At 72.5% G+C, this 24,178-nt stretch carries 23 protein-coding genes and 2 tRNA genes; 18 read left to right on the top strand and 7 right to left on the bottom strand.

The features are described 5' to 3' along the window. Positions 1–218 precede the first annotated feature (218 nt). Together OHT61_RS05655 and OHT61_RS05650 are read left to right on the top strand one after the other, a co-directional pair. A complete protein-coding gene (locus tag OHT61_RS05655) occupies positions 219–1,229 on the top strand; it encodes a LacI family DNA-binding transcriptional regulator (RefSeq protein ID WP_443049364.1) in 1,011 nt (336 codons plus the stop codon). Between the two features lie 182 nt (positions 1,230–1,411). Then, complete coding sequence (locus OHT61_RS05650; RefSeq protein ID WP_327120509.1) at positions 1,412–1,567, top strand: hypothetical protein; 156 nt, start codon at positions 1,412–1,414, stop codon at positions 1,565–1,567. A gap of 43 nt (positions 1,568–1,610) precedes the next feature. Here OHT61_RS05650 and OHT61_RS05645 read toward each other — a convergent pair whose 3' ends face one another. Continuing rightward, positions 1,611–2,168 (bottom strand): CGNR zinc finger domain-containing protein, encoded by a 558-nt coding sequence (locus tag OHT61_RS05645; protein ID WP_329035584.1) that lies wholly within the window; start codon positions 2,166–2,168, stop codon positions 1,611–1,613. A 292-nt stretch (positions 2,169–2,460) separates the two neighbouring features. Next, positions 2,461–2,874 carry an SsgA family sporulation/cell division regulator gene (locus OHT61_RS05640; RefSeq protein WP_003959770.1) on the bottom strand — a complete coding sequence of 138 codons (414 nt, stop codon included), beginning with the start codon at positions 2,872–2,874 and terminating at the stop codon, positions 2,461–2,463. 190 nt (positions 2,875–3,064) lie between these two features. Between OHT61_RS05640 and OHT61_RS05635 the strand changes: the two genes are divergently transcribed. Both OHT61_RS05635 and OHT61_RS05630 read left to right on the top strand, forming a co-directional pair. Beyond that, positions 3,065–3,535 carry a TIGR02611 family protein gene (locus OHT61_RS05635; RefSeq protein ID WP_329035582.1) on the top strand — a complete coding sequence of 157 codons (471 nt, stop codon included), beginning with the start codon at positions 3,065–3,067 and terminating at the stop codon, positions 3,533–3,535. A 54-nt stretch (positions 3,536–3,589) separates the two neighbouring features. Then, a tRNA-Val gene (locus OHT61_RS05630) sits at positions 3,590–3,661 on the top strand. 122 nt (positions 3,662–3,783) lie between these two features. Here OHT61_RS05630 and OHT61_RS05625 read toward each other — a convergent pair. After that, positions 3,784–6,180, bottom strand: a complete 2,397-nt coding sequence (locus OHT61_RS05625; protein WP_329035580.1) for an SCO7613 C-terminal domain-containing membrane protein — start codon at positions 6,178–6,180, stop codon at positions 3,784–3,786. A 115-nt stretch (positions 6,181–6,295) separates the two neighbouring features. On the opposite strand from OHT61_RS05625, the gene OHT61_RS05620 reads away from it, so the two are divergent. Further along, a tRNA-Val gene (locus OHT61_RS05620) sits at positions 6,296–6,367 on the top strand. A gap of 62 nt (positions 6,368–6,429) precedes the next feature. Here the strand turns inward: OHT61_RS05620 and OHT61_RS05615 are convergent. Next, complete coding sequence (locus OHT61_RS05615; RefSeq protein ID WP_329035577.1) at positions 6,430–7,155, bottom strand: 3'-5' exonuclease; 726 nt, start codon at positions 7,153–7,155, stop codon at positions 6,430–6,432. A 194-nt stretch (positions 7,156–7,349) separates the two neighbouring features. Between OHT61_RS05615 and OHT61_RS05610 the strand changes: the two genes are divergently transcribed. From OHT61_RS05610 to thrS, 3 genes are all read left to right on the top strand, one after another. Next, entirely contained in the window at positions 7,350–7,949 is a 600-nt protein-coding gene (locus tag OHT61_RS05610; RefSeq protein ID WP_329035575.1) for a DUF4365 domain-containing protein, read from the top strand. Continuing rightward, positions 7,949–9,241 (top strand): hypothetical protein, encoded by a 1,293-nt coding sequence (locus tag OHT61_RS05605; protein WP_329035573.1) that lies wholly within the window; start codon positions 7,949–7,951, stop codon positions 9,239–9,241. The genes OHT61_RS05610 and OHT61_RS05605 overlap by 1 nt, the downstream gene beginning before the upstream one ends. Positions 9,242–9,339: 98 nt before the next feature. Next, entirely contained in the window at positions 9,340–11,316 is a 1,977-nt protein-coding gene (gene thrS / locus OHT61_RS05600; protein WP_329035572.1) for a threonine--tRNA ligase, read from the top strand. Positions 11,317–11,343: 27 nt separating this feature from the next. Here the strand turns inward: thrS and OHT61_RS05595 are convergent, their stop codons facing one another. After that, complete coding sequence (locus tag OHT61_RS05595) at positions 11,344–12,021, bottom strand: potassium channel family protein (protein WP_329035570.1); 678 nt, start codon at positions 12,019–12,021, stop codon at positions 11,344–11,346. Between the two features lie 66 nt (positions 12,022–12,087). Here OHT61_RS05595 and OHT61_RS05590 point away from each other — a divergent pair, with 66 nt between their 5' ends. Further along, positions 12,088–12,660, top strand: a complete 573-nt coding sequence (locus OHT61_RS05590) for an HIT family protein (protein WP_329035568.1) — start codon at positions 12,088–12,090, stop codon at positions 12,658–12,660. Between the two features lie 30 nt (positions 12,661–12,690). Here the strand turns inward: OHT61_RS05590 and OHT61_RS05585 are convergent, their stop codons facing one another. Further along, the gene (locus tag OHT61_RS05585) at positions 12,691–14,361 is read right to left on the bottom strand and encodes a hypothetical protein (RefSeq protein WP_329035567.1); all 1,671 of its coding nucleotides are present in this window, start codon (positions 14,359–14,361) and stop codon (positions 12,691–12,693) included. Positions 14,362–14,517: 156 nt separating this feature from the next. Further along, positions 14,518–16,743, bottom strand: coding sequence for an elongation factor G-like protein EF-G2 (locus OHT61_RS05580; RefSeq protein ID WP_329035565.1), 2,226 nt, complete (start codon positions 16,741–16,743; stop codon positions 14,518–14,520). Between the two features lie 268 nt (positions 16,744–17,011). Between OHT61_RS05580 and pgsA the strand changes: the two genes are divergently transcribed. The 9 genes from pgsA (at position 17,012) to ruvA (ending at position 24,110) form a co-directional block, all read left to right on the top strand. Next, positions 17,012–17,695, top strand: a complete 684-nt coding sequence (gene pgsA, locus OHT61_RS05575) for a phosphatidylinositol phosphate synthase (protein ID WP_329043105.1) — start codon at positions 17,012–17,014, stop codon at positions 17,693–17,695. Next, on the top strand, positions 17,692–18,615 hold the full coding sequence (locus OHT61_RS05570) for a phosphatidylinositol mannoside acyltransferase (protein ID WP_329035564.1): 924 nt from the start codon (positions 17,692–17,694) through the stop codon (positions 18,613–18,615). Before pgsA ends, OHT61_RS05570 begins: the two co-directional genes overlap by 4 nt. Beyond that, a complete protein-coding gene (locus OHT61_RS05565; RefSeq protein ID WP_329035561.1) occupies positions 18,612–19,772 on the top strand; it encodes a glycosyltransferase family 4 protein in 1,161 nt (386 codons plus the stop codon). Before OHT61_RS05570 ends, OHT61_RS05565 begins: the two co-directional genes overlap by 4 nt. 70 nt (positions 19,773–19,842) lie before the next feature. Continuing rightward, positions 19,843–20,388 (top strand): hypothetical protein, encoded by a 546-nt coding sequence (locus OHT61_RS05560; RefSeq protein WP_329035559.1) that lies wholly within the window; start codon positions 19,843–19,845, stop codon positions 20,386–20,388. A 110-nt stretch (positions 20,389–20,498) separates the two neighbouring features. Then, on the top strand, positions 20,499–21,419 hold the full coding sequence (gene pdxS, locus OHT61_RS05555; protein ID WP_329035557.1) for a pyridoxal 5'-phosphate synthase lyase subunit PdxS: 921 nt from the start codon (positions 20,499–20,501) through the stop codon (positions 21,417–21,419). A 6-nt stretch (positions 21,420–21,425) separates the two neighbouring features. Continuing rightward, on the top strand, positions 21,426–22,019 hold the full coding sequence (gene pdxT / locus OHT61_RS05550) for a pyridoxal 5'-phosphate synthase glutaminase subunit PdxT (protein WP_329035554.1): 594 nt from the start codon (positions 21,426–21,428) through the stop codon (positions 22,017–22,019). Positions 22,020–22,080: 61 nt separating this feature from the next. Next, positions 22,081–22,833: a YebC/PmpR family DNA-binding transcriptional regulator gene (locus tag OHT61_RS05545; protein ID WP_329035552.1), complete on the top strand. Its 753-nt coding sequence runs from the start codon at positions 22,081–22,083 to the stop codon at positions 22,831–22,833. 120 nt (positions 22,834–22,953) lie between these two features. Continuing rightward, positions 22,954–23,487, top strand: coding sequence for a crossover junction endodeoxyribonuclease RuvC (gene ruvC / locus OHT61_RS05540; RefSeq protein ID WP_329035550.1), 534 nt, complete (start codon positions 22,954–22,956; stop codon positions 23,485–23,487). Beyond that, a complete protein-coding gene (gene ruvA / locus OHT61_RS05535) occupies positions 23,484–24,110 on the top strand; it encodes a Holliday junction branch migration protein RuvA (RefSeq protein ID WP_329035549.1) in 627 nt (208 codons plus the stop codon). Before ruvC ends, ruvA begins: the two co-directional genes overlap by 4 nt. Positions 24,111–24,178 lie beyond the last annotated feature (68 nt).

The following is a 24,178-nucleotide window of genomic DNA, read 5'->3' as shown; positions in this document are numbered from 1 at the left end:
GTCGCGATGCTCGTTGCCGTGGCGAGCGGATCTTGACGTCATCCTGTGATGCGGCTAGCGTCCCGGGACGATTTGAAACAATTCAATCCGATGATGTCATGGCTCTGCCGAGCGGCGGCTGTGCCGGACGTCCGTCGGGCGCCGGGAAACGGCACATCGGTCACCGGCGCCGCCGGGCGGCGGCGAAACGCATCAGTGGGGCAGGACAAGTGGGGCGTGTGGCAGGGATCAAGGACGTGGCCCGGCAGGCCGGAGTCTCGGTCGGCACGGTTTCCAACGTGATCAACCGCCCCGAGGCGGTGCTGCCCGACACCCGCGCCCGGGTGCTCGCGGCCATCGAGGAGCTGGGCTACGTACGCAGTGAGTCGGCCAGGCAGCTCAGGGCCGGCCGCAGCCGCATCATGGCGCTCCTGGTGCTGGACATGGGCAACCCGTTCTTCGTCGACATCGCCCGGGGTGCCGAGCGCGCGGCGCGGGACGCGGGCCTCGGTGTGATGGTGTGCAACAGCGGCCAGAGCGCGGAGGAGGAGGCCGAGTACCTCGGCCTCTTCGCCGAACAGCGGGTGTGCGGCGTCCTGGTCACCCCGGCCGACGCCACCGGCGGCAGTCTCGAAGCCTTCGCCCGCCACCGGATCCCCTACGTCCTGGTCGACCGGGTGGCCTCGTCGACCGACACCTGCGCCGTCTCCGTCGACGACGTGCGCGGAGGACTGCTGGCCGTCGGGCACCTCGTCTCGGCGGGTCACAGGTCCGTCGCCTACGTCAGCGGACCCGGCGACCTGCACCAGATCAGGGACCGCCGCGAGGGGGCCCTCGCCGCTCTCGCGGAAGCCGGGCTCGGCCCCGAGGCCCTGGTGGAGATCCAGTCCGACCGCCTCGACGTGGCGGCCGGGCGGGACGCCGGGGCCAGGCTGCTCGGACTCGTCCCGCGGCCGACCGCCGTGTTCTGCGCCAACGATCTGCTCGCACTCGGCGTCCTGCAGGCGCTGTACGCCGCCGGGGTGCGGGTGCCGCAGGACGTGGCCATCGTCGGATACGACGACATCGAGTTCGCCGCGGCCGCCGCCGTGCCGCTCACCTCGGTCAGGCAGCCCGCCGTGGTCATGGGAAGGATGGCTGCCGAACTCCTCCTGGAGGAGGCGGACGACGGTGACGGCAGTCACCGGCACCGCAGCGTGGTGCTCCAGCCCGAACTCGTGGTCCGCGCCTCCAGCGCCGCTCCGCGCTGACACCCGGGCGGCCGCCCGCCCGCGGAGCACCGGCGGAGCGGGGTGCGAGGCACGCGGGTGCGAATGCGTGACGGGATTTCGGACGGGCGAGCGAGGGCCGTTCATCCGGGAGTGGTCGAACTTCCCCTGAAAGATGCCCTGTTGACGTACGGAGTGCCGAGCTGCGTCATGATCACTGCGAGATGGTGGACACAGCCCGGGGCGAAGCCCCCGCACCCAGTGCCGAAGAGCCGCGTGGATGTCTCTTCGCGCTTTCCCAGCCGCCCCTGATGATCTTCCTGACGGTGGTCGGCGGCCTGTTGCTCATGGCCGCCCTGCACGACCTCTTACTGCTGTGAGCGGCCGCCGGCGGCCGCTCACACCCCCGGCGCGCGAGGACGGTCAGCCCGCCGCTTCCCGGCGGCGGGCGCGGTAGGCGGCGACGTGGAGCCGGTTTCCGCAGGTGCGGCTCGAGCAGTAGCGGCGGGAGCGGTTGCGCGAGAGGTCGACGAACGCGTCCCGGCAGTCCGGGGCATCGCAGCGGCGCAGGCGTTCCTGCTCGCCCGCGACGACGATGAAGGCCAGTGCCATGCCGCAGTCGGCCGCGAGGTGGTCCGCGACCGACGCGTCCGGTGCGAAGTAGTGGACGTGCCAGTCGTAGCCGTCGTGGTTCGTGAGCTGCGGTGTCGTGCCCGCGGCGGCCACCAGGCCGTTGACGAGCTCCGCGGCGGTCCGGGCGTCCGGCGCCGCGAATATCTCGGCGAACCTGCCCCGTACGTCCCGCACGGCCCGCAGGTCCCTGTCGCCGAGGGCCCCGACGCCGCTGATCCGGTGCCGCTCCGCGAAACCGTAGAGGGCGGGGACGTCGGCGAGACCGTCGCCGGCGCCGTCCTCCGGCGCGGTGTTCACCAGATCGACCACCGTTTCGAGGGCGATCCGGGTGTCGTGTGGGATCAGCACGCTTCGCTCCCTGGCCTCCGGCGGACGGGTGCCCGCCGATGCGGGCTGACTCTACTGGCTCACAGGGAGGCGCCAGGGCCCGGTGCCTGCCCGCGCGGGAGCGGGGGCGGCCCGTCGGCCGCGTACGACGCCGCCGGAGCCCTCCGCGCCCGTCGGCGGCCCCGGCCCGAACCGCGCCGGCGCCGCCGCCGCGGTGGGTTCCGCGGCGACGGCGCCGGTGTGAGGCGTATGGAGTTGTCCGCGCGACGCCGTCGCCCCGAGTCGGACGGCGTCCCGCAGCTCTCGGCCTGGCTCAGCTCTCGGCCAGGATGTGTGAGAGCTCCGTGTCGAGGTCGAAGTGACGATGCTCGGTGCCGGGCGGAACCGCGGCGTCGGTCCTCTTCAGGAACGACTCCAGGGCCCTCGCCGGGGCCTCCAGCAGGGCTTCTCCCTCAGGGGAGCTCAGTGCGATGCAGACGACGCCTTGACCGTGACTACGAGATGGCCAGACGCGGACGTCTCCGGTGCCGGTGGGCCGGTGCAGCCCCTCGGCAAGGAGGTCACGGGCGAAAACCCACTCGACCGTCTCCTCCGCTCCGGTGTGGAAGGTGGCGTGCACGGCATAGGGATCGGCCGTGTCATACCGCAGGCCCGCGGGTACAGGCAGTGAGGACTCGCTCGACACAACGAGGCGCAGGTGCAGCTCGCAGCTGACCGTGGTGTTCATAAGCGCCAGGGCCTTTCGCTCAGTGTGCGCTCGGGGATTCGCACGTCGGCGAAATCGACATGCCACCTACGGTGGCGTTGTAAACCCCTCTGACCTATTTGTGTCGCTTCGGGTCGCTCGTACAGCGGTGTGTAACTTTGCGTCATGCGTCCATTCCAGTGACGGAAGCGGGTCCGGTAGGTTGGGGTCCATGAACGCGGAGAGTGACGAGCGGGGAGTGGCCGCCGCGACGGTGGCCGCCGGGTCCGCTGCGGGGGACGGGCGCGCGGGGGACGGGCATGCGGCGCAGCGGGAGCTGGGGTCGCGGGCGCCCGGGTTCATCCGGGCCTCGAAGGTGCTGCACGTGAGCTGGCAGGTGGGGATCTTCGTCGTCGGCCTCGCCGTCGTCGGGGCGGGCATCGTGATGCTGCCGCTGCCGGGTCCCGGATGGCTGGTGATCTTCGGCGGCATGGCGATCTGGGCGACCGAGTTCGTGTGGGCGCAGCTGGTGCTGCGATGGACCCGGCGCAAGGTCACCGAGGCCGCGCAGCGGGCCCTCGATCCCAAGGTGCGCCGGCGCAACATCGTCCTGACCGTGGTCGGGCTCGTGATCATCGCGGTGCTGGTGGGGATCTACGTCTGGAAGTTCGGCATCGTGATGCCGTGGAAGATCGAGCAGTGACCCCGTGGTGGTCCTGAGGCGCCGCTGACATGGGGTAATGTGTGCCGTGCGCCGGGGCGATTAGCTCAGTGGGAGAGCGCTTCGTTCACACCGAAGAGGTCACTGGTTCGAACCCAGTATCGCCCACCCGGAACCGATGGCCCGGAAGCTCTTGAAGAGCTTCCGGGCCATCGGTGTTTCCGCGTACCCGGGCGGCCGTCGGGAGGGGGAGCCCCGTGCAGCTCCCCTCCCGACGGCGCTTCCGCCCGTCACCGCATCCGGCCGAAACTCTCCCTGACCCGGCGCGCGTCACGCAGCCGCTGTTCGTACGTCGCGCCCACGGCGAGCAGCAGCAGCCCGGCGAGCGCCGGGGGCGCCCAGCGGGGGAGCGCGTCGAAGACCTGCACCACGTGCGGCGCGAGCTCGTGCAGCCCGTCCAGGGCCAGCACCGCACCGCCCAGTACCAGGGGCGCCTGCAGTCGCCGGCGGGCCCCGGCCAGGGTCACCACCAGCGCGGCGATCCCCAGCAGCAGGGGCCGCAGCCAGTGCGGGTCGGCCCAGGCCACGACGAGGCTCGGCACCATCGTCATGGACAGGGCGGGGCCGTAGGCCACCCAGGAGGAGGCGGCAGGGTCCCTGCGGCGGCGCAGATGCCCCACCGCGAACGCCGCCACCGACACCGGGAGCGTGTAGGCCTCCGGGTCCGACACCCCGGACGCCGCCAGCCGCACCCACGCCGCGGACACGAACAGGGCTGCCGCGACGTACCCCGCCGCCGGCCGGCGCTCCGGCCGCAGCGCCGTCGCGGCGGCCAGCACCCCGCACAGGCCGAGGACCAGCGCCAGGACCGGCGGCTCGGGCAGCGCGAGCAGCACGGCCGCCACCGCCCCGAAGGCCCCCGCAGCCTCCACGGACGCCGCCGTCGCAGGGTGGCGCAACCTTCCCCCGAGGAACACCGTCACCGCCGTCACCACGAGCAGCAGCGGAGCCGTGTGCGCGGCGCTCCAGCCCAGCGAAGCCCCCACCGCGACGGCCTCGGCCGTCGCGGCCGTCACCGAGCCGCAGGCGAGCAGCGCCCGCACGGCCGGGACCCGGGACCGGGCCGCGCCTGCCGCGAGGAGCACCGTCAGGGTCCCGCACACCGCGTGGGTCGCGGGTTCGGCGGCGAGGCCCAGGAGTCCGGTGCTCGCGGCACCCGCCAGCGCGCACACGAGCCAGGTCACCGCGAGGGCACCCGTCCGCCGCACCGCGAGGGCCAGCAACGACGCGGTCAGCGACAGCTCCACGACGACGGCCACCGCGTACGGGGCGTCCGCCACCGCAGGCAGCGTCAGGACCGCCGCCCAGCCGAGGACCGAGGCCGAAGCCGCCGCCGCCGCCCGCAGGCCGTTGCCGGGGAGGGCCCGCGGCCACCGGGAGTGCAGCGCGGCCGCCAGGGCCGCGGCGGTCCCCAGCACCACGGGAACGGCTGCCGACCAGGGCCAGGGAGCAGAGGGCCCGAGCGCGTCCCGGAAGTCCTCCGGCGCCCCCGCCCATACGTCCCCCAGCAGCGACACCGGCCCCAGGAGCACCGCGGCGACCACCGGCGACGCCCACAGCACCGCGGCCGCCACGACCGCGGCCGACGCTGCCAGCAGACCCCGGAGCACCGGTCGCGGAACCGGGAGCCGGAGCGCCACCGCCGGCGCCGCTCCGCACACCAGGTACGCGACGACCGCCCAGTCCCACGGCAGCGGCGTCCGCACCACGCCGCCGACCGCGGCCACCACCGCGAGACCGGCGACGGCGCCCGCCGCCGATGCCATGCCCTTCGGCGCCCGCCAGGCCCCCAGGAGCGCCACCGCCGCACCGGCCAGCAGCAACGCCCCCGCGCCCGCGGCCGCCACGGCGCCGTCCGACGTCAGGGACAGCCCCAGCCCCAGCGCGAGTGCGAGCGATCCCGTGAGCCACGCGCCGACGCACGCCGTGATCCGCACCGCGGTGCCCCGGGCCCGCAGGGCCACCGCGACGTTCGCCGCCGCCGTCACCGCGAGCGCCCAGCCGAAGCCGGTCGCGGAGGCCCCCGCCGCCCACGCCGTCAGCACCAGCGGCAACTGCCCCGCCACCACGGCCGAGGGAAGCGGTACCCGAAGGCCCCCGAGCAGCAGCCCGTACGCCGTCCACGCCGTGGCCAGCACCGCGGACGCGACCGCCGCGAACACCAGCCCGTCCGTGTCCGGCGCCGCGACGGCGTGCAGGGCGAACGCGTCCAGCGCCGTCAGCACGAGGGCGAGCGCGGCAACCGACTCGGCCGTCGCGGGCAGCCGGCGGCCCAGCAGCACGGCGGGCGCCACCACGGCGCCCGCGGTCACCGCCGCCAGCACCGCCGACCGGCCCGCGATGCCCATCTCGCCCCAGCTGAACAGGGTGAACGCGATCGCCGCGACGGTGAGCAGCAGGCCGCCGAGGACCAGCAGCACGTTCTGCACACCGTGTGCGGGCGCGGTGGACGGCGGCGGGACGGGCCCGGCGGGGGGCGCCGGGAAGGGCGGCGGGCCGGCCGGTGCGCGCAGCACGTTCACCAGCCAGGCACGGCGGTTCAGCAACTGCAGACGCCGGGCGTCCAGACGGGCCAGTTCGTGATCGAGGAGCGCCAATTCCTCGGCGGGTGGCGGCACATGTGTCATGCAGGCGAGTGTGGCGGCGGCCACATCCGCGCACATGGGTCCGGATACTCAGTTCCGCCACTGAGTAGGAGTTTGAACCCAGGGCGCCGGGCCCTGTATGGTTCAACCCGTTCCCGGGCGATTAGCTCAGTGGGAGAGCGCTTCGTTCACACCGAAGAGGTCACTGGTTCGAAACCAGTATCGCCCACCCGGGAAGAGTCGGTCCGTCAGCACCACCGACGGACCGGCTTTCGCGTACCGGCACTCCGATCAGGCGGCGGCCGGCAGCGCCGGACGCAGGGGCCAGGCCGGATCCACCGTCTCGGGCGTACCGCTCTTCTCGAACCACGCCTGCAGACCGCGGGCCTGCGCCGCGTGCCACACCGCCTGGAGCGAGTGGACCTCGGCGGCGGACAGCCGCTCCAGCCGCGTGGAGAACCGACGCCCCACCGCGCGCACCAGCTCCAGGGACGCCGCCGCGTCGGCGGCCGCGTCATGCGCCCCGTCGAGCGTCACGCCGTACAGCTCGCAGAGGTCCGTCAGCGTGCGACGGCCCTTGCGGTAGCGGTCCAGATGCTTGTCCAGCACCCGCGGATCGAGCACACACAGCGGTGCGTCGCCCAGATAGGCGGCCAGTGAGGAAGCGCGGTGACGCCTCAGTTCCCGGTCGAGCAGCGTCAGATCGAACGGAGCGTTCATCACGACCAGCGGCCGACCCGTCGCGCACTGCTCGGCCAGGGACCGGGCTATCTCCTCGACCACCGGTGCGGGCCACCGGCCGTTGCGCTGCAGATGGTCGTCCGTCAGTCCGTGGATCTCGGTGGCGCCGGGCGGCACCGGAACCCCCGGATTGACCAGCCAGCGGGTGACGCGCAGCCGCCCGCCCGCCGTGTCCTGGACTACCAGGGAGGCCGAGACGATCCGGTCCTCCTCGACGTCCACGCCTGTCGTCTCGGTGTCAAAAGCCGCCAGCGGCCCCTCGAACCAATGCATCATCCCCGAACTCCTCGCACCGGCTTGGCAGATGGCGGGATTACTCCGCCCGATTCGGTGATACCCGCGCCCTATGCCGGATACGCCGTTTACGGGACCTCTCCTGCGGTGACAACACAACTGACGGGCACGGAAGTTGACCAGCCCGTCAGCGGAGACCGGGCAACCGGTCGGCACAGCCCGGAAGGCACGGAGCCATGGCGCTCGCGCAGCCGAACCCAGGGAGTCCCGCCCGCACCGAGGACCACGGGGGAAAGCCGCCGTCGCAACGGAACCCACCACCGCTGCGCGGCACACTCGCCACCACCGCCTGCATGGAGACCCTCCAGGTGGGCTACCTCCACGCCGTGGCCGCCGCGGCCGGCTGCTCGCTCTCGCAGCCCTTCCCCGACAACGGCATCGACTGGCACGTCAGCCACGGCGCGCCCGAGCACACCGTCGACGACGAAGTGACCGTCAAGGTGCAGCTGAAATGCACCTACCAGATCCCCCCGCACCCGCCCGGCGCCGCCTTCTCCTTCACCCTCGACAACGCGCACCTGGTGAAGCTCGCGCGCACGCCCGTGTCGGTGCACAAGATCCTGGTCGTCATGCTCGTGCCCCGCAGCCAGGACGACTGGCTGCGGGCCGGCCACGAACGGCTCGACCTGCGCCACTGCTGCTACTGGACGAATCTGGCCGGCCACCCGGTGACGGGCCGGTACCGGACCACCGTGCGCATCCCGACCTCGCGGATCTTCGACGACCGCGCACTCTGCGAGATCATGGCCCGGGTCGGGGCGGGAGGGAGACCCTGATGCACCGGTCGATGGACGAGCCCACCGGAGGAACACCCCCGGCGGGCACACGAACGCACCCGTACGCCGACGACCCGGACCCCCGCTCCCGCGCGGACGGGCCCGGCCCGGTCCCGTACCCCGCTCCGGACCCCGGACCGGGACCCGACCCCGCCCAGGTCGACCCCGCCGTCCTGGGAGCCCTCCTGCTGCGGCACGGGTGGCAGCGGCGCGGAGGCCCCCCGGGGCGCTACGGCCGCTGGACTCCGCCCGGCCCCCCGGCCTCGGGCACGAGCCTCCTCGTCCCCGACACCACCGGATTCCCCGACAGCGTGGACCTGCTCGCCGAAGCCCTCACCGCCCTCACCCGCAGCGCCGACCCGTCGGCCCGCGACATCCTCACCGCTCTCACCGTGCCCAGTGACGAGATCCGCTGGTGGAGGGACGTACCCGAAGGAACCGCCGGCGCTGCCGACTGGACCGGCGCGGACCAACTGCGCGCGGCCGCACGGCAGATACTGCTCGCCGGGGCCCTGGCCGTGCGCGGCAAAGCGGGCTACCACGGAGCGCGTCACCGCAGGAAGGCGCGGACCGCGCTCGACGGCACCCTCGTCGGACCCGCTCCCGGAGGGCGCGGCCTCACCGCGTTCGTGCCCGTGGCCGGGGGCCGGGACGTCGCCGTACAGCTCTACGCGGCGCTGCACGCCACCCGGGAGGCGGTCGACTACCAGCGCGCCACCGGCGGGATGGAGGCGTTCGACGCGGCGGTGGCCGCAGGGGTCAGCCGCGAGCTGACCGAGGCGGTCGTGGCGCTGGTCAGGGGAGCGGAGGGCGCCGGCATCACCCTGGCCTGGGCGCCCGCCGCCGGCACCCCGCCGGGCTGTCCCCCGAGCCCCGGGCCCGTCGAGTTCTCGCCCGGTGACCTGCCCTCGCTGCGCCTGGCGGGCGTCCGCTACCTCCGCGACGAGCCCGCCGTTCCGGTGCGCGTCACCGGAGCCGTCGTCCGGCTGCGGCGCGCGGGTCCGCGCGGCCCCGGGGTCGTGCGCCTGCGGGTGCTCGCGGGGGCCGAGGTCGCGCACGTACGGATCGAACTCGACGAGGAGGCCTACCGGATCGCGGGCCACGCCCACCTGGTCGGACTGCCCCTGCGGGTGGAGGGCCGGCTGGAGAACCGGGGCGGATTCCGCCGCCTCACGGGGGCCTCGCAGGTCGCGCCGGTGCAGGTGGACGAGGCGGAGCGGGACCGGCTGATGAAGTCGCTCCACGAGAACGTCGACTTCTTAGAGGAGGCCTGCTCGGGGGACGAGGAGTAGCCCCGGGTATCCCTTTCGCGTCGAGGGCCCCCGGCTCGGTACGATCGCTTCTGCGCGCGCAGAGGAAAGCGGCGTACCCCCTCAGTCAGGAGAGACCGGTGTCAGACGTCCGTGTGATCATCCAACGCGATTCCGAGCGGGAAGAGCACGTGGTGACGACGGGCACGACGGCCGCCGAACTCTTCCCCGGGCAGCGCACCGTCGTCGCCGCGCGGGTCGACGGCGAACTCCGGGACCTGGCGTACGCGCTCAAGGACGGCGAGGTCGTCGAGCCCGTCGAGATCTCCTCCCAGGACGGTCTCGACATCCTGCGGCACTCCACCGCGCACGTGATGGCGCAGGCCGTGCAGGAGCTGCACCCCGAGGCGAAGCTGGGCATCGGCCCGCCGGTCAAGGACGGCTTCTACTACGACTTCGACGTCGAGAAGCCGTTCACGCCCGAGGACCTCAAGGCCATCGAGAAGAAGATGCAGGAGATCCAGAAGCGGGGGCAGCGTTTCTCCCGTCGGGTCGTCAGCGACGAGGCCGCCCGCGAGGAGCTCGCGGACGAGCCGTACAAGCTGGAGCTCATCGGCATCAAGGGTTCCGCGTCCTCGGACGACGGTGCGGACGTCGAGGTGGGCGGCGCCGAGCTGACCATCTACGACAACATCGACGCGAAGACCGGCGAGCTGTGCTGGAAGGACCTGTGCCGTGGTCCGCACCTGCCGACCACCCGGTACATCCCGGCGTTCAAGCTGATGCGGAACGCGGCGGCGTACTGGCGCGGCAGCGAGAAGAACCCGATGCTCCAGCGCATCTACGGCACCGCCTGGCCCACCAAGGACGAGCTCAAGGCGCACCTGGAGTTCCTGGAGGAGGCCGCCAAGCGCGACCACCGCAAGCTCGGCAACGAACTGGACCTCTTCTCCTTCCCCGACGAGATCGGTCCCGGCCTCGCCGTCTTCCACCCCAAGGGCGGCGTCATCCGCCGGGCCATGGAGGACTACTCGCGGCGCCGCCACGAGGAGGAGGGCTACGAGTTCGTCTACAGCCCCCACGCGACCAAGGGCAAGCTGTTCGAGAAGTCCGGCCACCTGGACTGGTACGCCGACGGCATGTACCCGCCCATGCAGCTCGACGACGGGGTGGACTACTACCTCAAGCCGATGAACTGCCCGATGCACAACCTGATCTTCGACGCGCGCGGCCGCTCGTACCGCGAGCTCCCGCTGCGTCTGTTCGAGTTCGGCACGGTGTACCGCTACGAGAAGTCGGGTGTCGTCCACGGCCTGACCCGCTCGCGCGGCTTCACCCAGGACGACGCGCACATCTACTGCACCCGCGAGCAGATGGCCGAGGAGCTGGACCGGACGCTCACCTTCGTCCTGAACCTGCTGCGCGACTACGGCCTGACCGACTTCTACCTGGAGCTCTCCACCAAGGACCCGGAGAAGTACGTCGGCTCCGACGAGACCTGGGCCGAGGCCACCGAGACGCTGCGGCAGGTCGCCGAGAAGCAGGGCCTCCCGCTGGTCCCCGACCCGGGCGGCGCCGCGTTCTACGGCCCGAAGATCTCGGTGCAGTGCAAGGACGCCATCGGCCGGACGTGGCAGATGTCGACCGTGCAGCTCGACTTCAACCTGCCGGAGCGCTTCGACCTGGAGTACACCGGCCCGGACGGCACCAAGCAGCGGCCGGTGATGATCCACCGTGCGCTGTTCGGCTCCATCGAGCGCTTCTTCGCGGTGCTGCTCGAGCACTACGCCGGGGCCTTCCCTGTCTGGCTCGCCCCGGTCCAGGCCGTCGGCATCCCGATCGGCGACGCCCACATCCCGTACCTGCAGGAGTTCGCCGCCAAGGCGCGCAAGCAGGGGCTCCGGGTGGACGTGGACTCCTCGTCCGACCGCATGCAGAAGAAGATCCGCAACCAGCAGAAGGCCAAGGTGCCCTTCATGATCATCGCGGGCGACGAGGACATGGCCAACGGCGCCGTCTCCTTCCGATACCGCGACGGTTCGCAGGAGAACGGCATCCCGGTCGACGAGGCCATCGCCAAGATCGCGAAGGCCGTCGAGGACCGCGTCCAGGTCTGACCCGCGCCGAGAAGGGCCCCCGGAGAGCTACGCGCCCGCCGGGGGCCCCTTCTCGTCCTCCCGCCGGAACACCTGCAGCAGCCACGACGAGAACGAACCCGTCACCGCGCCCAGCAGCGCCAGTCCGCAGGTCATGAGGCCCACCGCGACGACCCTGCCGCCGAACGTGACGGGGACCGCGTCGCCGTAGCCCACCGTCGTCAGCGTCGCGCACGCCCACCACACCGAGTCCCCGAACGTGCGGATCGACGCCCCCGGGGCGTCGTGCTCCTGGTGGTAGACCGCCAGCGCAGCCGAGAAACCGAGGAGGACGGCCGTGAGGCTCGCGTACGCCATCACCCGCGCGTAGAGGCTCAGCCGGGGCTGCTCCCGTCGCTTCTGGACCGCCGTGTAGACCTGGATCATGCGCAGCGGCCGCAGCAGCGGCAGCAGCAGGACCACGGTGTCCAGCCAGTGGGCGCGTACGAAGTGCCTGCCCAGACCGCTCAGCCGGAGCCTCGTCACGTAGTCCACGGCGAAGAGCAGCCAGGTCGCGCAGACCAGCGCGAGGGCGAGGTCGCGCAGGGGTCCCGCGTCGTCGGGGGCGAGCACGCGGACCGCGTAACCCAGCAGGAAGACCATCGCCGCGACGAAGAGCGGCGCCTCCGTGCGCTGCTCCCACTCCAGGAGCCGAGGGGGGACGGGGGCCGGGGGGCGGTGGCTCATGGCGCCAGCATCCCGGTGCGCCGGCCGGGTCGGCCCCGGCGACACGCGCGGCGGGAGTGACGCAATATGCTGACGGGCATGACGAGTGAGCCGGAGCAGCAGATCGGAGTGGGGACGCCCGACGCGTTCCAGCGCCTGTGGACGCCCCACCGGATGGCCTACATCCAGGGTGAGAACAAGCCGAGCGGTCCGGGGTCCGGGGACGGCTGTCCGTTCTGCGTGATCCCGTCGAAGTCGGACGAGGACGGGCTCATCGTCGCCCGCGGCGAGAAGGTCTACGCCGTGCTCAACCTGTACCCCTACAACGGCGGGCACCTCATGGTGGTGCCCTACCGGCACGTCGCCGACTACACGGAGCTGGACGGCGCCGAGACGGCCGAACTGGCCGACTTCACCAAGCGGGCCATGGTCGCGCTGCGGGCGGCCTCGGGCGCGCACGGCTTCAACATCGGGATGAACCAGGGCGAGGCCGCGGGCGCCGGGATCGCCGCGCACCTGCACCAGCACGTGGTGCCCCGCTGGGGCGGGGACACCAACTTCATGCCGGTCGTGGGGCACACCAAGGTCCTGCCGCAGCTGCTCGGGGACACCCGGACGATGCTGGCCGGCGTGTGGCCGGCCGAGCTCCCGTCCGGCTGAGTACCGCTTCTGCCGGGTGCCCCGAGGAGCTCACGCGTCGTAGACGTCGGCCTTCCTCGGGGCGGCGTCCTGGACCATGCCGCTGAGGACCATGGAACGGTTGTCGAAGCGCTCGGTCGCGACGCCGTGCTCCATCAGGACCTTCTTCGCGGCGGAGTGCACGACGCGCAGGACGGGGGTCGCCGCTCGCATGGCGTCGTCCGCCATGAACCGGTGGCCCCACGGCTTGGCCGCCCAGGCGTGCCGCAGGCCGAAGGGCTCGGGCAGGACGATCTTGCCGCCCAGGTAGTCGAGCAGCGGCGGGTACCAGGTGAGCGGGGCGCGCAGGGCGAGCCTGACCACCTCGTCCGCCTTGACGAGCGGAAGCGCGATCTTCCGGGTCTCCCAGAACCGCACGGCCTTCTTGACCGTCTTGGTCGGCGCCTCCGGCTTGCTGAGGAAGAGGGAGTGGACCGGGCCCAGGGCGTGCCCCGTGACCTCGATCCGCAGGGTCTCGTGCAGCACCGTGACCGTGATCAGCATCGTGATGACGAGCTGGCCGTCCCACAGCGTGAACTGGACGCCCAGGTAGTGACGGTCGCCGCTGCCGAACTGCTGGTGGTTGCAGATCCGCTGTATCTCGTGGGGCTTGACCTGGAAGGTCGCGACGTCCTCGCCCGCGGGCCGGGACACCGAGTCCGCGTTCTCGCCGACGGGGGAGACGACCCAGTGCTTGACGGAAGGGGTCGGGAAACCGCCGGTGTTGAGCGGGCCGCGCTCCAGCAGCTTCAGCTGGTCGTGGATGGCGCGGACGACGTCCCAGCTGCGGAACTGGTGGATCTCCTTGGCCGGGTCCTCGGGGGCGAGGTCCTCGGCGAGCTGCCAGCTGCCCCAGCGGGTCCCCATGCCGAGGATGCCCTTGGGTCCCGCGTAGAAGACCGAATTCGACTGCTGCTCGGCGCTCAGCTTCTCCAGCCCCTGCCGCAGGGCCTCGCGCGCCGTCTCGTTGGGGTTCTTGGGCGCGGCCTCGGGGATCTTCGCGCTGACGCCGGCGCCGGAGAGGAGTCCTGCCCAGCGGTCGCGCAGATCCCGTACGGAGGACTCCGCGATCCGCTTGGCCAGCAGCCAGCCGATCAGCGGCGCGACGGCTGCGGCACGCAGATAGAGCGCCGGCAGCCCGGTGAGCGGCATGGCGATCAGGAACACCGCGGCGAGGCCGCCGAAGATGACCAGCAGGAGGCCGCCGAGGGCCTTGAAGAAGGTGTCCTTGGACTTGTTGAGCGAGTCGCGCAGCCGGAAGGCGAGCACCCAGAACAGCAGCCCGGGCAGGAAGACGATGCCGCAGACGGCGGTGATCATGGTCAGCTTGGTGTCGCGCGCCTTCCGCAGCCGGGTCGCGGACAGGCAGTGCTCGACGACGGTCTGAGGGTCCGTGCCGAACGACTGGATGAGTGCCGCGCGGCCGCCGCCGAGCATGCGTTCCTGGACGGCCCTGGAGAACGCCTCGCCCAGATTGGGCTTGAAATAGTCGGACTTGAACAGCTTGGACTCGCCCGGCTTGACCTCGGACTTGTGCCACTCGCTGTTGGCCTTCAGGATCTCCTTCACATCACTGTCGCGGTACGCGGCCGAGGCGAGGGCGTTCGTCGCCACCGCCTGTGCCCCCGCACCCTGGAGCGGGATCTGCGCTCCAGGAGAGAAATCGAATCCGTCGTTGGCCACTGTCGCCCCCACTCGCCCGTACGGCCCTGCCACTGCGGCTGTTCCCAACTACCGGACGTCGCACACCTTCTGAGCTGGGATCACAGGATATCGCCCAGGCCGGGCGGCCGCCCTCACGTTCACCGGGGGCGGCCGGAAGACGCCGTGCCCGGCCGGCTAGGCCTGGTTCGCAGCGGTTTCGCGCGATGTGCGCAGGCGGTCCGCGAGCTGCGGGGGCATGGGCTCGTGGCGGGCGTACGCCCGGTCGAACCGGCCGGTGCCGTGCGTCAGCGAGCGGAGATCGACCGTGTACCCGCCGATCTCGATCTCCGGCACCTCGGCCCGCACGAGGGTCCTCCCGCCGGTCGCCTGCTCGGTGCCGACGACGCGGCCGCGCCGGCCCGAGAGGTCGCCCATGACGGCGCCCACGTAGTCGTCGGGCACCAGGACCGCCACGTCCGCCACGGGCTCGAGGAGCTCCACCCGGGCGTCGGCTGCGGCCTCGCGCAGGGCCAGCGCGCCGGCGGCCTGGAAGGCGGCGTCGGAGGAGTCGACCGAATGCGCCTTCCCGTCGAGGAGGGTGACGCGTACGTCGACGAGGGGGTACCCGGCGGCGACCCCGCGAGCCGCCTGGGCGCGCACCCCCTTCTCCACGGACGCGACGAACTGCCGGGGGACCGAGCCGCCCGCCACCTCGTCGGCGAACACCAGACCCGCCCCCGGCTCCAGCGGCTCCACCTCGATCTCGCAGACGGCGTAGTGGCCGTGGCCCCCGGACTGCTTGACGTGGCGTCCGCGCCCGGCCGAGCGTGCGGCGAACGTCTCGCGGAGCGGGACCCGGTGGGGCTCCGCGTCGACCTGCACGCCGTACCTGCCGCGCAGGCGTTCCAGCGCGACATCCGTGTGGGCCTCGCCCATGCACCACAGGACCACCTGGTGGGTGTCCGGGTTCCGCTCCAGGCGCAGGGCCGGATCCTCGGCGACGAGGCGGGACAGGCCCTGCGAGAGCTTGTCCTCGTCCGCCTGGCCGTGGGCCCGCACGGCCAGGGGCATCAACGGGTCGGGCAGGGTCCACGGCTCCATGAGCAGCGGATCACCGGAGGCGGAGAGCGTGTCACCGGTCCGGGCCCCGGTCAGCTTGGACACGCAGGCCAGGTCGCCCGCCCCGCAGCTGTCCAGGGGACGCTGCTGCTTCCCGAAGGGAGCCGTGAGCGCCCCCACGCGCACGTCGGCCTCGTGGCGGGGGCGCGGACCGCCCGCGGGAGCGCCGACGCCGTGGCCGCACACGTGCACGGTCTCGTCGGGGCGCAGGGTGCCGGAGAAGACGCGGACGAGGGAGATCCGACCCACATAGGGGTCGGAGGCGGTCTTCACGACCTCGGCGACCAGGGGCGCCGCCGGATCGCAGACCGGAGCGGGGCGGACCCCGCCGTCCGGGCCCGTGACCGCGGGCGCCACGCGCTCCGACGGCGCGGGGAACCCGGCGGTGATCAGGTCCAGCAGCTCCACGGTCCCGATCCCCTGACGTGCGCCGGGGGCCGCCGGGGCCGCGGTGAGGACGGGATGGAAGGACCCGCGTGCGACGGCGCGCCGCAGATCGCGGACGAGCGTCCCGGTGTCGATCTCCCCGCCGCCGAGGTAGCGGTCCATCAGCGTCTCGTCCTCGCTCTCGGCGATGATCCCCTCGATGAGCCGCGCGCGGGCCCCCAGGAGCCGCTCCCGCTGGTCCCCGTCGGGCGGCAGCTCGCGCCGCTCCCCCGAGGAGTAGTCGAAGATCCGCCGGGTGAGGAGTCCGGTGAGCCCGGTGAGCGGGGCGCGCCCGTCCGGGCCCCGGGGCCCCTCCACCGGCAGGTACAGGGGCAGCAGGGCGTCGGGGTCACCGCCCCCGAGGACACGCCCGCAGACCCGCGTCAGCTCGTCGAACGGGGTGCGCGCGGTGTCCAGGTGCGTGAGGACGACGGCCCCCGGCATCCCGACCGCCGCGCACTCCTCCCAGAGCGCCCGGGTCGTGTCCGCCACGGCCTCCGCCTCCTGCGCGGCCGAGACCACGAAGAGGACCGCGTCCGCCGCGCGCAGACCGGCCCTCAGTTCCCCGACGAAGTCCGCGTAGCCGGGGGTGTCCAGGAGATTGATCCGGCAGCCCGCCCAGTCGACCGGGACCACTGACAGCTGTACGGAGCGTCCGGCGCGCCGCTCGCTCTCGTCGTGGTCGGACACGGTGGCCCCGTCCTCGACCCGGCCGGCCCGGTTGACGGCTCCGGCCGTCAGCGCGAGGGCCTCGACCAGCGTGGTCTTGCCCGAGCCGCTGTGGCCGACCAGCGCGACGTTCCGTACGGAACCGGGCGGGCCGGCCGCCGTCGCCCTGCCGGCGGCCCCGGGGTGCGTGTGTGACCTGTCGCCCATGACGCGTGCCTCCCGATCGGCGGCGCGATGCCGCGAGAACTGAGAGCGGACGACCGGTGGCCACCGTGGCGGCTTCGGCGACGCCCGCGGTCATTCGAGCTTCGCACCCGCCGCCCGGCCCGTCCATACGTCGCCCGGCACGCGGCGGGACATCCGGGAGACCCGGCGGGACGGGGTGCCCCGCCGATGCCCGGCGCGGCTCGTGACTACGATGGTGCGGCCGGTGGCCGAAGTGGCCGCACGGCGCCCACCGAACCTCGGGAAGGCCATGCTGAACAAGTACGCGCGTGCATTCTTCACGCGTGTCCTCACGCCGTTCGCCGCTCTGCTGCTCCGTCTCGGGGTCAGCCCCGACGCGGTCACACTCGTCGGCACGGCCGGAGTGATGGCAGGTGCGCTGGTGTTCTTCCCGATGGGGGAGTTCTTCTGGGGCACGATCGTGATCACGGTCTTCGTCTTCTCCGACCTGGTCGACGGCAACATGGCCCGCCAGGCCGGGATCTCCAGCCGGTGGGGCGCGTTCCTCGACTCGACGCTCGACCGGGTGGCCGACGGGGCGATCTTCGCCGGCTTCGCGCTCTGGTACGCGGGCAGCGGCGACGACAACGTGATGTGCGCCGTCGCGATCTTCTGCCTGGCCAGCGGCCAGGTGGTGTCGTACACCAAGGCCCGGGGCGAGTCGATCGGGCTTCCGGTCGCGGTCAACGGCCTGGTGGAGCGCGCCGAGCGGCTGGTGATCTCGCTGGTCGCCGCCGGCTTCGCGGGTCTGCACGCCTTCGGGGTGCCCGGCATCCAGATCCTGCTGCCGATCGCGCTGTGGGCCGTCGCCGCGGGCAGCCTGGTGACCCTGGTCCAGCGGGTGGTGACCGTCCGCAGGGAGTCGGCCGAGGCGGACGCCGCCGCGGCCGTCCAGGACGGGCCCGCCGGACGCGGGAGCGGGAAGGCCCAGTGACCGGCACCGCATCCGACCTGCGGGAACGGCTGACCGACGGGCTCTACGGGCTCGGCTGGGGCGCCGTCAAGAAGCTTCCCGAGCCGGCGGCCACCGCTCTCTTCCGCGGCCTCGCCGACCAGGTGTGGAAGCGGCGCGGCAGGTCCGTCCTGCGCCTGGAGTCGAACCTCGCGCGGGTGGTCCCCGACGCGGACGCCGCCCGGCTCGCCGAACTGTCCAGAGCCGGCATGCGCTCGTACATGCGGTACTGGATGGAGTCCTTCCGGCTGCCGACCTGGAGCCCGCGGCGGATCAGGGAGTCCATCGACGTCCACGACGCCCACCTGCTGACCGAGGCCCTCGACGCGGGCCGGGGCGTCGTACTCGCGCTGCCCCACCTGGGGAACTGGGACCTGGCGGGGGCGTGGGTCACCACCGACCTCAAGGTGCCGTTCACGACGGTCGCGGAGCGGCTCAAGCCCGAGCGCCTCTACGACCGGTTCGTGGCCTACCGCCAGGGACTGGGCATGGAGGTCCTCCCGCACGAGGGCGGCGCCGCGTTCGGGACCCTGGCGCGCCGCCTCCGGGCCGGCGGCCTCGTCTGCCTGGTCGCCGACCGCGACCTGTCGGCCTCGGGCGTCGAGGTCGACTTCTTCGGCGACACCGCGCGCATGCCCGCGGGCCCCGCCCTCCTGGCACAGCAGACGGGCGCCCTCCTGCTTCCCGTCACCCTCTGGTACGACGGCACGCCGGTGATGGGAGCCCGTGTGCACCCGCCGGTCGCCGTGCCGGAGTCGGGTACCCGCGCGGAGAAGACAACCGCGATGACACAGGCGCTGGCCGACGCCTTCGCCGGCGGGATCGCCGAGCACCCGGAGGACTGGCACATGCTGCAGCGGCTCTGGCTCTCCGATCTGGAACCCCGGGGGGGAACGCCGTGAAGATCGGCATCGTCTGCCCGTACTCCTGGGACGTCCCGGGCGGCGTGCAGTTCCACATCCGCGACCTCGCCGAGCACCTCATCCGTCTCGGACACGACGTCTCGGTGCTGGCCCCCGCCGACGACGACACCCCGCTGCCGCCCTACGTCGTCTCCGCGGGCCGTGCGGTGCCCGTGCCGTACAACGGCTCGGTCGCCCGGCTCAACTTCGGCTTCCTGTCCGCCGCACGGGTGCGGCGCTGGCTGAAGGACGGCACCTTCGACGTCATCCACATCCACGAGCCCACCTCGCCCTCGCTCGGACTGCTCACCTGCTGGGCGGCGCAGGGGCCGATCGTGGCCACCTTCCACACGTCCAACCCGCGTTCCCGCGCCATGATCGCGGCCTACGCGATCCTCCAGGCGGCACTGGAGAAGATCAGCGCCCGCATCGCGGTGAGCGAGTACGCGCGGCGGACGCTGGTCGAGCACCTGGGCGGCGACGCGGTCGTCATCCCGAACGGCGTCGACGTCGACTTCTTCGCCCGCGCCGAGCCGAAGGCCGAGTGGCAGGGCGGCACGATCGGCTTCATAGGCCGCATCGACGAGCCGCGCAAGGGGCTGCCCGTCCTGATGAAGGCGCTCCCGGCGATCCTCGCCGCCCGCCCGGAGACCCGGCTGCTGGTCGCCGGACGCGGGGACGAGGAGGAGGCGGTGGCCTCGCTGCCGCCGGAGATGCGCGAACGGGTCGAATTCCTCGGCATGGTGAGCGACGAGGACAAGGCGCGGCTGCTGCGCAGCGTCGACGTCTACGTCGCCCCGAACACCGGTGGCGAGAGCTTCGGCATCATCCTCGTGGAGGCGCTCTCGGCGGGTGCTCCCGTGCTCGCCAGCGACCTGGACGCCTTCGCCCAGGTCCTCGACCAGGGCGCGGCGGGCGACCTGTTCGCCAACGAGGACGCGGGCGCGCTGGCAGCGGCGGCGATCCGGCTCCTCGGCGACCCGGAGCGGCGTGCCGGGCTCCGGGAACGCGGCAGCGCGCACGTGCGCCGCTTCGACTGGACCACGGTCGGCGCGGACATCCTGGCCGTGTACGAGACGGTCACGGACGGCGCCGCCGCCGTGGACACCGATGAACGCCTCGGGCTGCGCGGGCGCTTCGGCCTCGCCCGGGACTGAACCGGGGCCGTGACGCGGACCGGGCACCGGCGGGACCCGCCGGTGCCCGCCGACGGTAGCCTTGCCGCCCGTGATCGAAATCCTCATCTGGACCGTCGTCGCCCTCGTCGCGATCGGCCTGTACCTCAGCTGGACGGCCGGGCGGCTGGACCGGCTCCACGCCCGTATCGACGCGGCGCGCGCGGCACTTGACGCCCAGCTGCTGCGGCGCGCCTCGGTCACCCAGGAAGTGGCCACGTCCGGTGTCCTGGACCCCGCCGCGTCGATGGTGCTGTACGAGGCGGCCCACGCGGCGCGGCAGACCGAGGAGGAGCGGCGCGAGGTCGCCGAGAGCGAGCTGAGCACCGCCCTGCGGGCCGTGTTCGGTGAGTCCGCGCAGGTCGACGCGGTGAAGGAGGTCCCCGGCGGCGAGGACGCGGCCAGGGAACTGGCCGCCGCCGTGCGCCGCGTGCCGATGGCGCGCCGCTTCCACAACGACGCCGTGCGTGCCGCCCGCGCGCTGCGCAGGCACCGGACGGTACGGCTGTTCAGGCTCGCCGGGCACGCGCCGTTCCCGCTCGCCTTCGAGATGGACGACGAGCCGCCGGTGGCGCTCGCGGACCGGCCGGGCAGCTGACCCGGGTCGCGGACCGGTCCACGGGGTGTCCATTGGCCCTTGCTGTGGACCGGTCCCGGGGCGTTTGCTCTGGAGTGCCCAGAGTCTTTCACCCCCAGTGAGGTCGATCCGTGTCCACGCTTCCCACCACCCCGCAGTCCGCCGAGTCCCCGGCCACCGGTACCGCCCGCGTCAAGCGCGGCATGGCCGAGCAGCTCAAGGGCGGCGTGATCATGGACGTCGTCGACGCCGAGCAGGCGAAGATCGCCGAGGACGCGGGCGCCGTGGCCGTCATGGCGCTGGAGCGGGTGCCGGCCGACATCCGCAAGGACGGCGGCGTGGCCCGGATGTCCGACCCCAACATGATCGAGGAGATCATCGGGGCCGTCTCCATCCCCGTCATGGCCAAGTCCCGCATCGGCCACTTCGTCGAGGCCCAGGTGCTCCAGTCCCTCGGCGTCGACTACATCGACGAGTCCGAGGTCCTCACCCCGGCCGACGAGGTCAACCACAGCGACAAGTTCGCCTTCACCACCCCCTTCGTCTGCGGCGCCACCAACCTGGGCGAGGCCCTGCGCCGCATCGCCGAGGGTGCCGCCATGATCCGCTCCAAGGGCGAGGCCGGCACCGGCAACGTCGTCGAGGCCGTCCGCCACCTGCGCCAGATCAAGAACGAGATCGCCCGGCTCCGCGGCTTCGACAACAACGAGCTGTACGCCGCCGCCAAGGACCTCCGTGCCCCCTACGAGCTGGTCAAGGAGGTCGCCGAGCTCGGCAAGCTGCCCGTCGTCCTGTTCTCCGCCGGTGGTGTCGCCACCCCCGCGGACGCCGCGCTCATGCGCCAGCTCGGCGCCGAGGGCGTCTTCGTCGGCTCCGGCATCTTCAAGTCCGGCGACCCGGCCAAGCGCGCCGCCGCCATCGTGAAGGCCACCACCTTCTACGACGACCCGAAGGTCATCGCGGACGCCTCGCGCAACCTCGGCGAGGCCATGGTCGGCATCAACTGCGACACGCTGCCCGAGGCCGAGCGCTACGCCAACCGCGGCTGGTAAGCAACGATGACCGAATCCCCTGTCATCGGAGTCCTGGCTCTGCAGGGCGACGTACGGGAGCACCTGACGGCCCTGGCCATGGCGGACGCCCTGGCCAGGCCGGTCCGGCGCCCCGAGGAGCTGGCCGAGGTCGACGGGCTGGTCCTGCCCGGCGGTGAGTCCACCACCATGTCCAAGCTCGCCGTGCTCTTCGGCATGATGGAACCGCTGCGCGAACGGGTCGCCGCCGGGATGCCGGTCTACGGCACCTGCGCCGGCATGATCCTCCTCGCCGACAAGATCCTCGACCCCCGCGCGGGCCAGGAGACCGTCGGCGGCATCGAGATGATCGTGCGCCGTAACGCTTTCGGGCGGCAGAACGAGTCCTTCGAGGCGGCCGTCGAGGTCGACGGAGTGCCCGGCGGGCCGGTCGACGGCGTCTTCATCCGGGCGCCCTGGGTGGAGTCCGTGGGCGCCGGCGCCGAGGTCCTCGCGACGCACGGCGGCCATATCGTGGCCGTACGCCAGGGAAACGCCCTGGCGACCTCGTTCCACCCGGAACTGACCGGGGACCATCGTCTGCACGCGTTCTTCACCGACATGGTGCGCGCCGTGGGCTGATCCGATCCCGGTAGGATCTCTCGGGTTCGGATCGATTTTGGTGACGCGAAGGAGAAGGCAGATGTCCGGCCACTCTAAATGGGCTACGACGAAGCACAAGAAGGCCGTGATCGACGCCAAGCGCGGCAAGCTCTTCGCGAAGATGATCAAGAACATCGAGGTCGCGGCCCGCACGGGCGGCGCCGACGTGTCCGGTAACCCGACCCTGTTCGACGCCATCCAGAAGGCGAAGAAGAGCTCGGTCCCGAACAAGAACATCGACTCGGCGGTCAAGCGCGGTGCCGGTCTCGAAGCCGGTGGCGCCGACTACGAGACGATCATGTACGAGGGCTACGGCCCGAACGGCGTCGCGGTGCTCATCGAGTGCCTCACCGACAACCGCAACCGCGCCGCGTCCGACGTCCGGGTCGCGATGACCCGCAACGGCGGCTCGATGGCGGACCCGGGCTCGGTCTCGTACCTGTTCAACCGCAAGGGCGTCGTGATCGTCCCCAAGGGCGAACTGGGCGAGGACGACGTCCTCGGTGCGGTGCTCGACGCGGGTGCCGAGGAGGTCAACGACCTCGGTGACACCTTCGAGGTCCTCAGCGAGGCCACCGACATGGTCGCGGTCCGCACCGCGCTCCAGGACGCCGGCATCGACTACGACTCGGCCGAGGCCAACTTCGTCCCGACCATGCAGGTCGAGCTCGACGAAGAGGGCGCGCGCAAGATCTTCAAGCTGATCGACGCGCTGGAGGACAGCGACGACGTGCAGAACGTCTTCGCCAACTTCGACGTCTCCGACGAGGTCATGGAGAAGGTCGACGCCTGAGGGCGGTCACTCGCGGTACGCCGGCGGGCCGACGGGACACACCCCGTCGGCCCGCCGCATTGTCGGTGGGACCCGATAGCCTGCGGGAACAGGTGACCGAGCGGTGGAGGGGGCCCTCAGATGCGGGTGTTGGGCGTGGACCCGGGGCTGACCCGGTGCGGTGTCGGAGTCGTCGAGGGAGTCGCCGGCCGGCCGCTGACCATGCTCGGCGTCGGCGTCGTGCGGACCCCGGCCGACGCGGAACTCGGCCACCGGCTGGTCGCCGTCGAGCGGGGCATCGAGGAGTGGCTCGACGAGCACCGCCCGGAGTTCGTCGCCGTGGAGCGGGTGTTCGCCCAGCACAACGTCCGCACGGTGATGGGCACCGCCCAGGCCAGCGCGGTCGCCATGCTCTGCGCCTCCCGCCGGGGCATCCCCGTCGCCCTGCACACCCCCAGCGAGGTCAAGGCCGCCGTCACGGGCTCGGGACGCGCCGACAAGGCCCAGGTCGGAGCCATGGTGACCCGGCTGCTGCGGCTCGACGCCCCCCCGAAGCCCGCGGACGCCGCCGACGCGCTCGCCCTCGCCATCTGCCACATCTGGCGCGCACCCGCGCAGAACCGACTGCAGCAGGCCGTCGCCGCCCATCGCACGCTGAAAGGCCGCACCGCATGATCGCCTTCGTCTCCGGCCCGGTGGCCGCCCTCGCTCCGACCACGGCCGTGATCGAGGTCGGTGGCATCGGCATGGCCGTCCAGTGCGCCCCCGGCACCCTCGCCGGCCTGCGGATCGGCCAGGAGGCCAAGCTGGCCACCTCCCTCGTCGTGCGGGAGGACTCGCTCACGCTCTACGGCTTCGCCGACGACGACGAGCGGCAGGTCTTCGAACTCCTGCAGACCGCCAGCGGTGTCGGCCCCCGGCTCGCCCAGGCCATGCTCGCCACCCACAGCCCCGACGCCCTGCGCATCGCGGTCGCCACCGGTGACGAGAAGGCGCTCACCGCGGTGTCCGGCATCGGCAAGAAGGGCGCCCAGAAGCTCCTCCTGGAACTGAAGGACCGGCTGGGCGAACCGGTCGGCGCCCACATCGGGCAGCAGGGCATCGGCGCCGCCGTCAGCTCCTCCTGGCGCGACCAGCTCCAGGCCGCGCTGATCGGCCTCGGCTACGCGACCCGTGAGGCGGACGAGGCGGTGGCCGCCGTGGCCCCGCAGGCCGAGGCCGCGATCGCGGGCGGGGAACGGGCCCCGGTGCCCCAGCTCCTCCGCGCCGCCCTGCAGACGCTCAACCGCGCACGCTGACCCCGGGGCGCCGACGCGCTCCGTACGCCGGCCGGAACACCGCACGGACCGGCACCGAAACACCCGAG

This window comes from Streptomyces sp. NBC_00178 (assembly GCF_036206005.1).
In the GTDB taxonomy this organism is placed as follows: Bacteria; Actinomycetota; Actinomycetes; order Streptomycetales; family Streptomycetaceae; genus Streptomyces.
This window is presented reverse-complemented; position numbering and strand designations above follow the sequence as displayed.

What these genes read in the sequence shown, in the direction of transcription:
- OHT61_RS05650 (WP_327120509.1), top strand. Translation starts at nt 1,412, where the DNA reads ATGGTGGACACAGCCCGGGGCGAAGCCCCCGCACCCAGTGCCGAAGAG.
- OHT61_RS05640 (WP_003959770.1), bottom strand. Translation starts at nt 2,874, where the DNA reads ATGAACACCACGGTCAGCTGCGAGCTGCACCTGCGCCTCGTTGTGTCG.
- OHT61_RS05635 (WP_329035582.1), top strand. Translation starts at nt 3,065, where the DNA reads ATGAACGCGGAGAGTGACGAGCGGGGAGTGGCCGCCGCGACGGTGGCC.
- OHT61_RS05625 (WP_329035580.1), bottom strand. Translation starts at nt 6,180, where the DNA reads ATGACACATGTGCCGCCACCCGCCGAGGAATTGGCGCTCCTCGATCAC.
- OHT61_RS05615 (WP_329035577.1), bottom strand. Translation starts at nt 7,155, where the DNA reads ATGATGCATTGGTTCGAGGGGCCGCTGGCGGCTTTTGACACCGAGACG.
- OHT61_RS05610 (WP_329035575.1), top strand. Translation starts at nt 7,350, where the DNA reads ATGGCGCTCGCGCAGCCGAACCCAGGGAGTCCCGCCCGCACCGAGGAC.
- OHT61_RS05605 (WP_329035573.1), top strand. Translation starts at nt 7,949, where the DNA reads ATGCACCGGTCGATGGACGAGCCCACCGGAGGAACACCCCCGGCGGGC.
- OHT61_RS05595 (WP_329035570.1), bottom strand. Translation starts at nt 12,021, where the DNA reads ATGAGCCACCGCCCCCCGGCCCCCGTCCCCCCTCGGCTCCTGGAGTGG.
- OHT61_RS05590 (WP_329035568.1), top strand. Translation starts at nt 12,088, where the DNA reads ATGCTGACGGGCATGACGAGTGAGCCGGAGCAGCAGATCGGAGTGGGG.
- OHT61_RS05580 (WP_329035565.1), bottom strand. Translation starts at nt 16,743, where the DNA reads ATGGGCGACAGGTCACACACGCACCCCGGGGCCGCCGGCAGGGCGACG.
- pgsA (WP_329043105.1), top strand. Translation starts at nt 17,012, where the DNA reads ATGCTGAACAAGTACGCGCGTGCATTCTTCACGCGTGTCCTCACGCCG.
- pdxT (WP_329035554.1), top strand. Translation starts at nt 21,426, where the DNA reads ATGACCGAATCCCCTGTCATCGGAGTCCTGGCTCTGCAGGGCGACGTA.
- OHT61_RS05545 (WP_329035552.1), top strand. Translation starts at nt 22,081, where the DNA reads ATGTCCGGCCACTCTAAATGGGCTACGACGAAGCACAAGAAGGCCGTG.
- ruvC (WP_329035550.1), top strand. Translation starts at nt 22,954, where the DNA reads ATGCGGGTGTTGGGCGTGGACCCGGGGCTGACCCGGTGCGGTGTCGGA.
- ruvA (WP_329035549.1), top strand. Translation starts at nt 23,484, where the DNA reads ATGATCGCCTTCGTCTCCGGCCCGGTGGCCGCCCTCGCTCCGACCACG.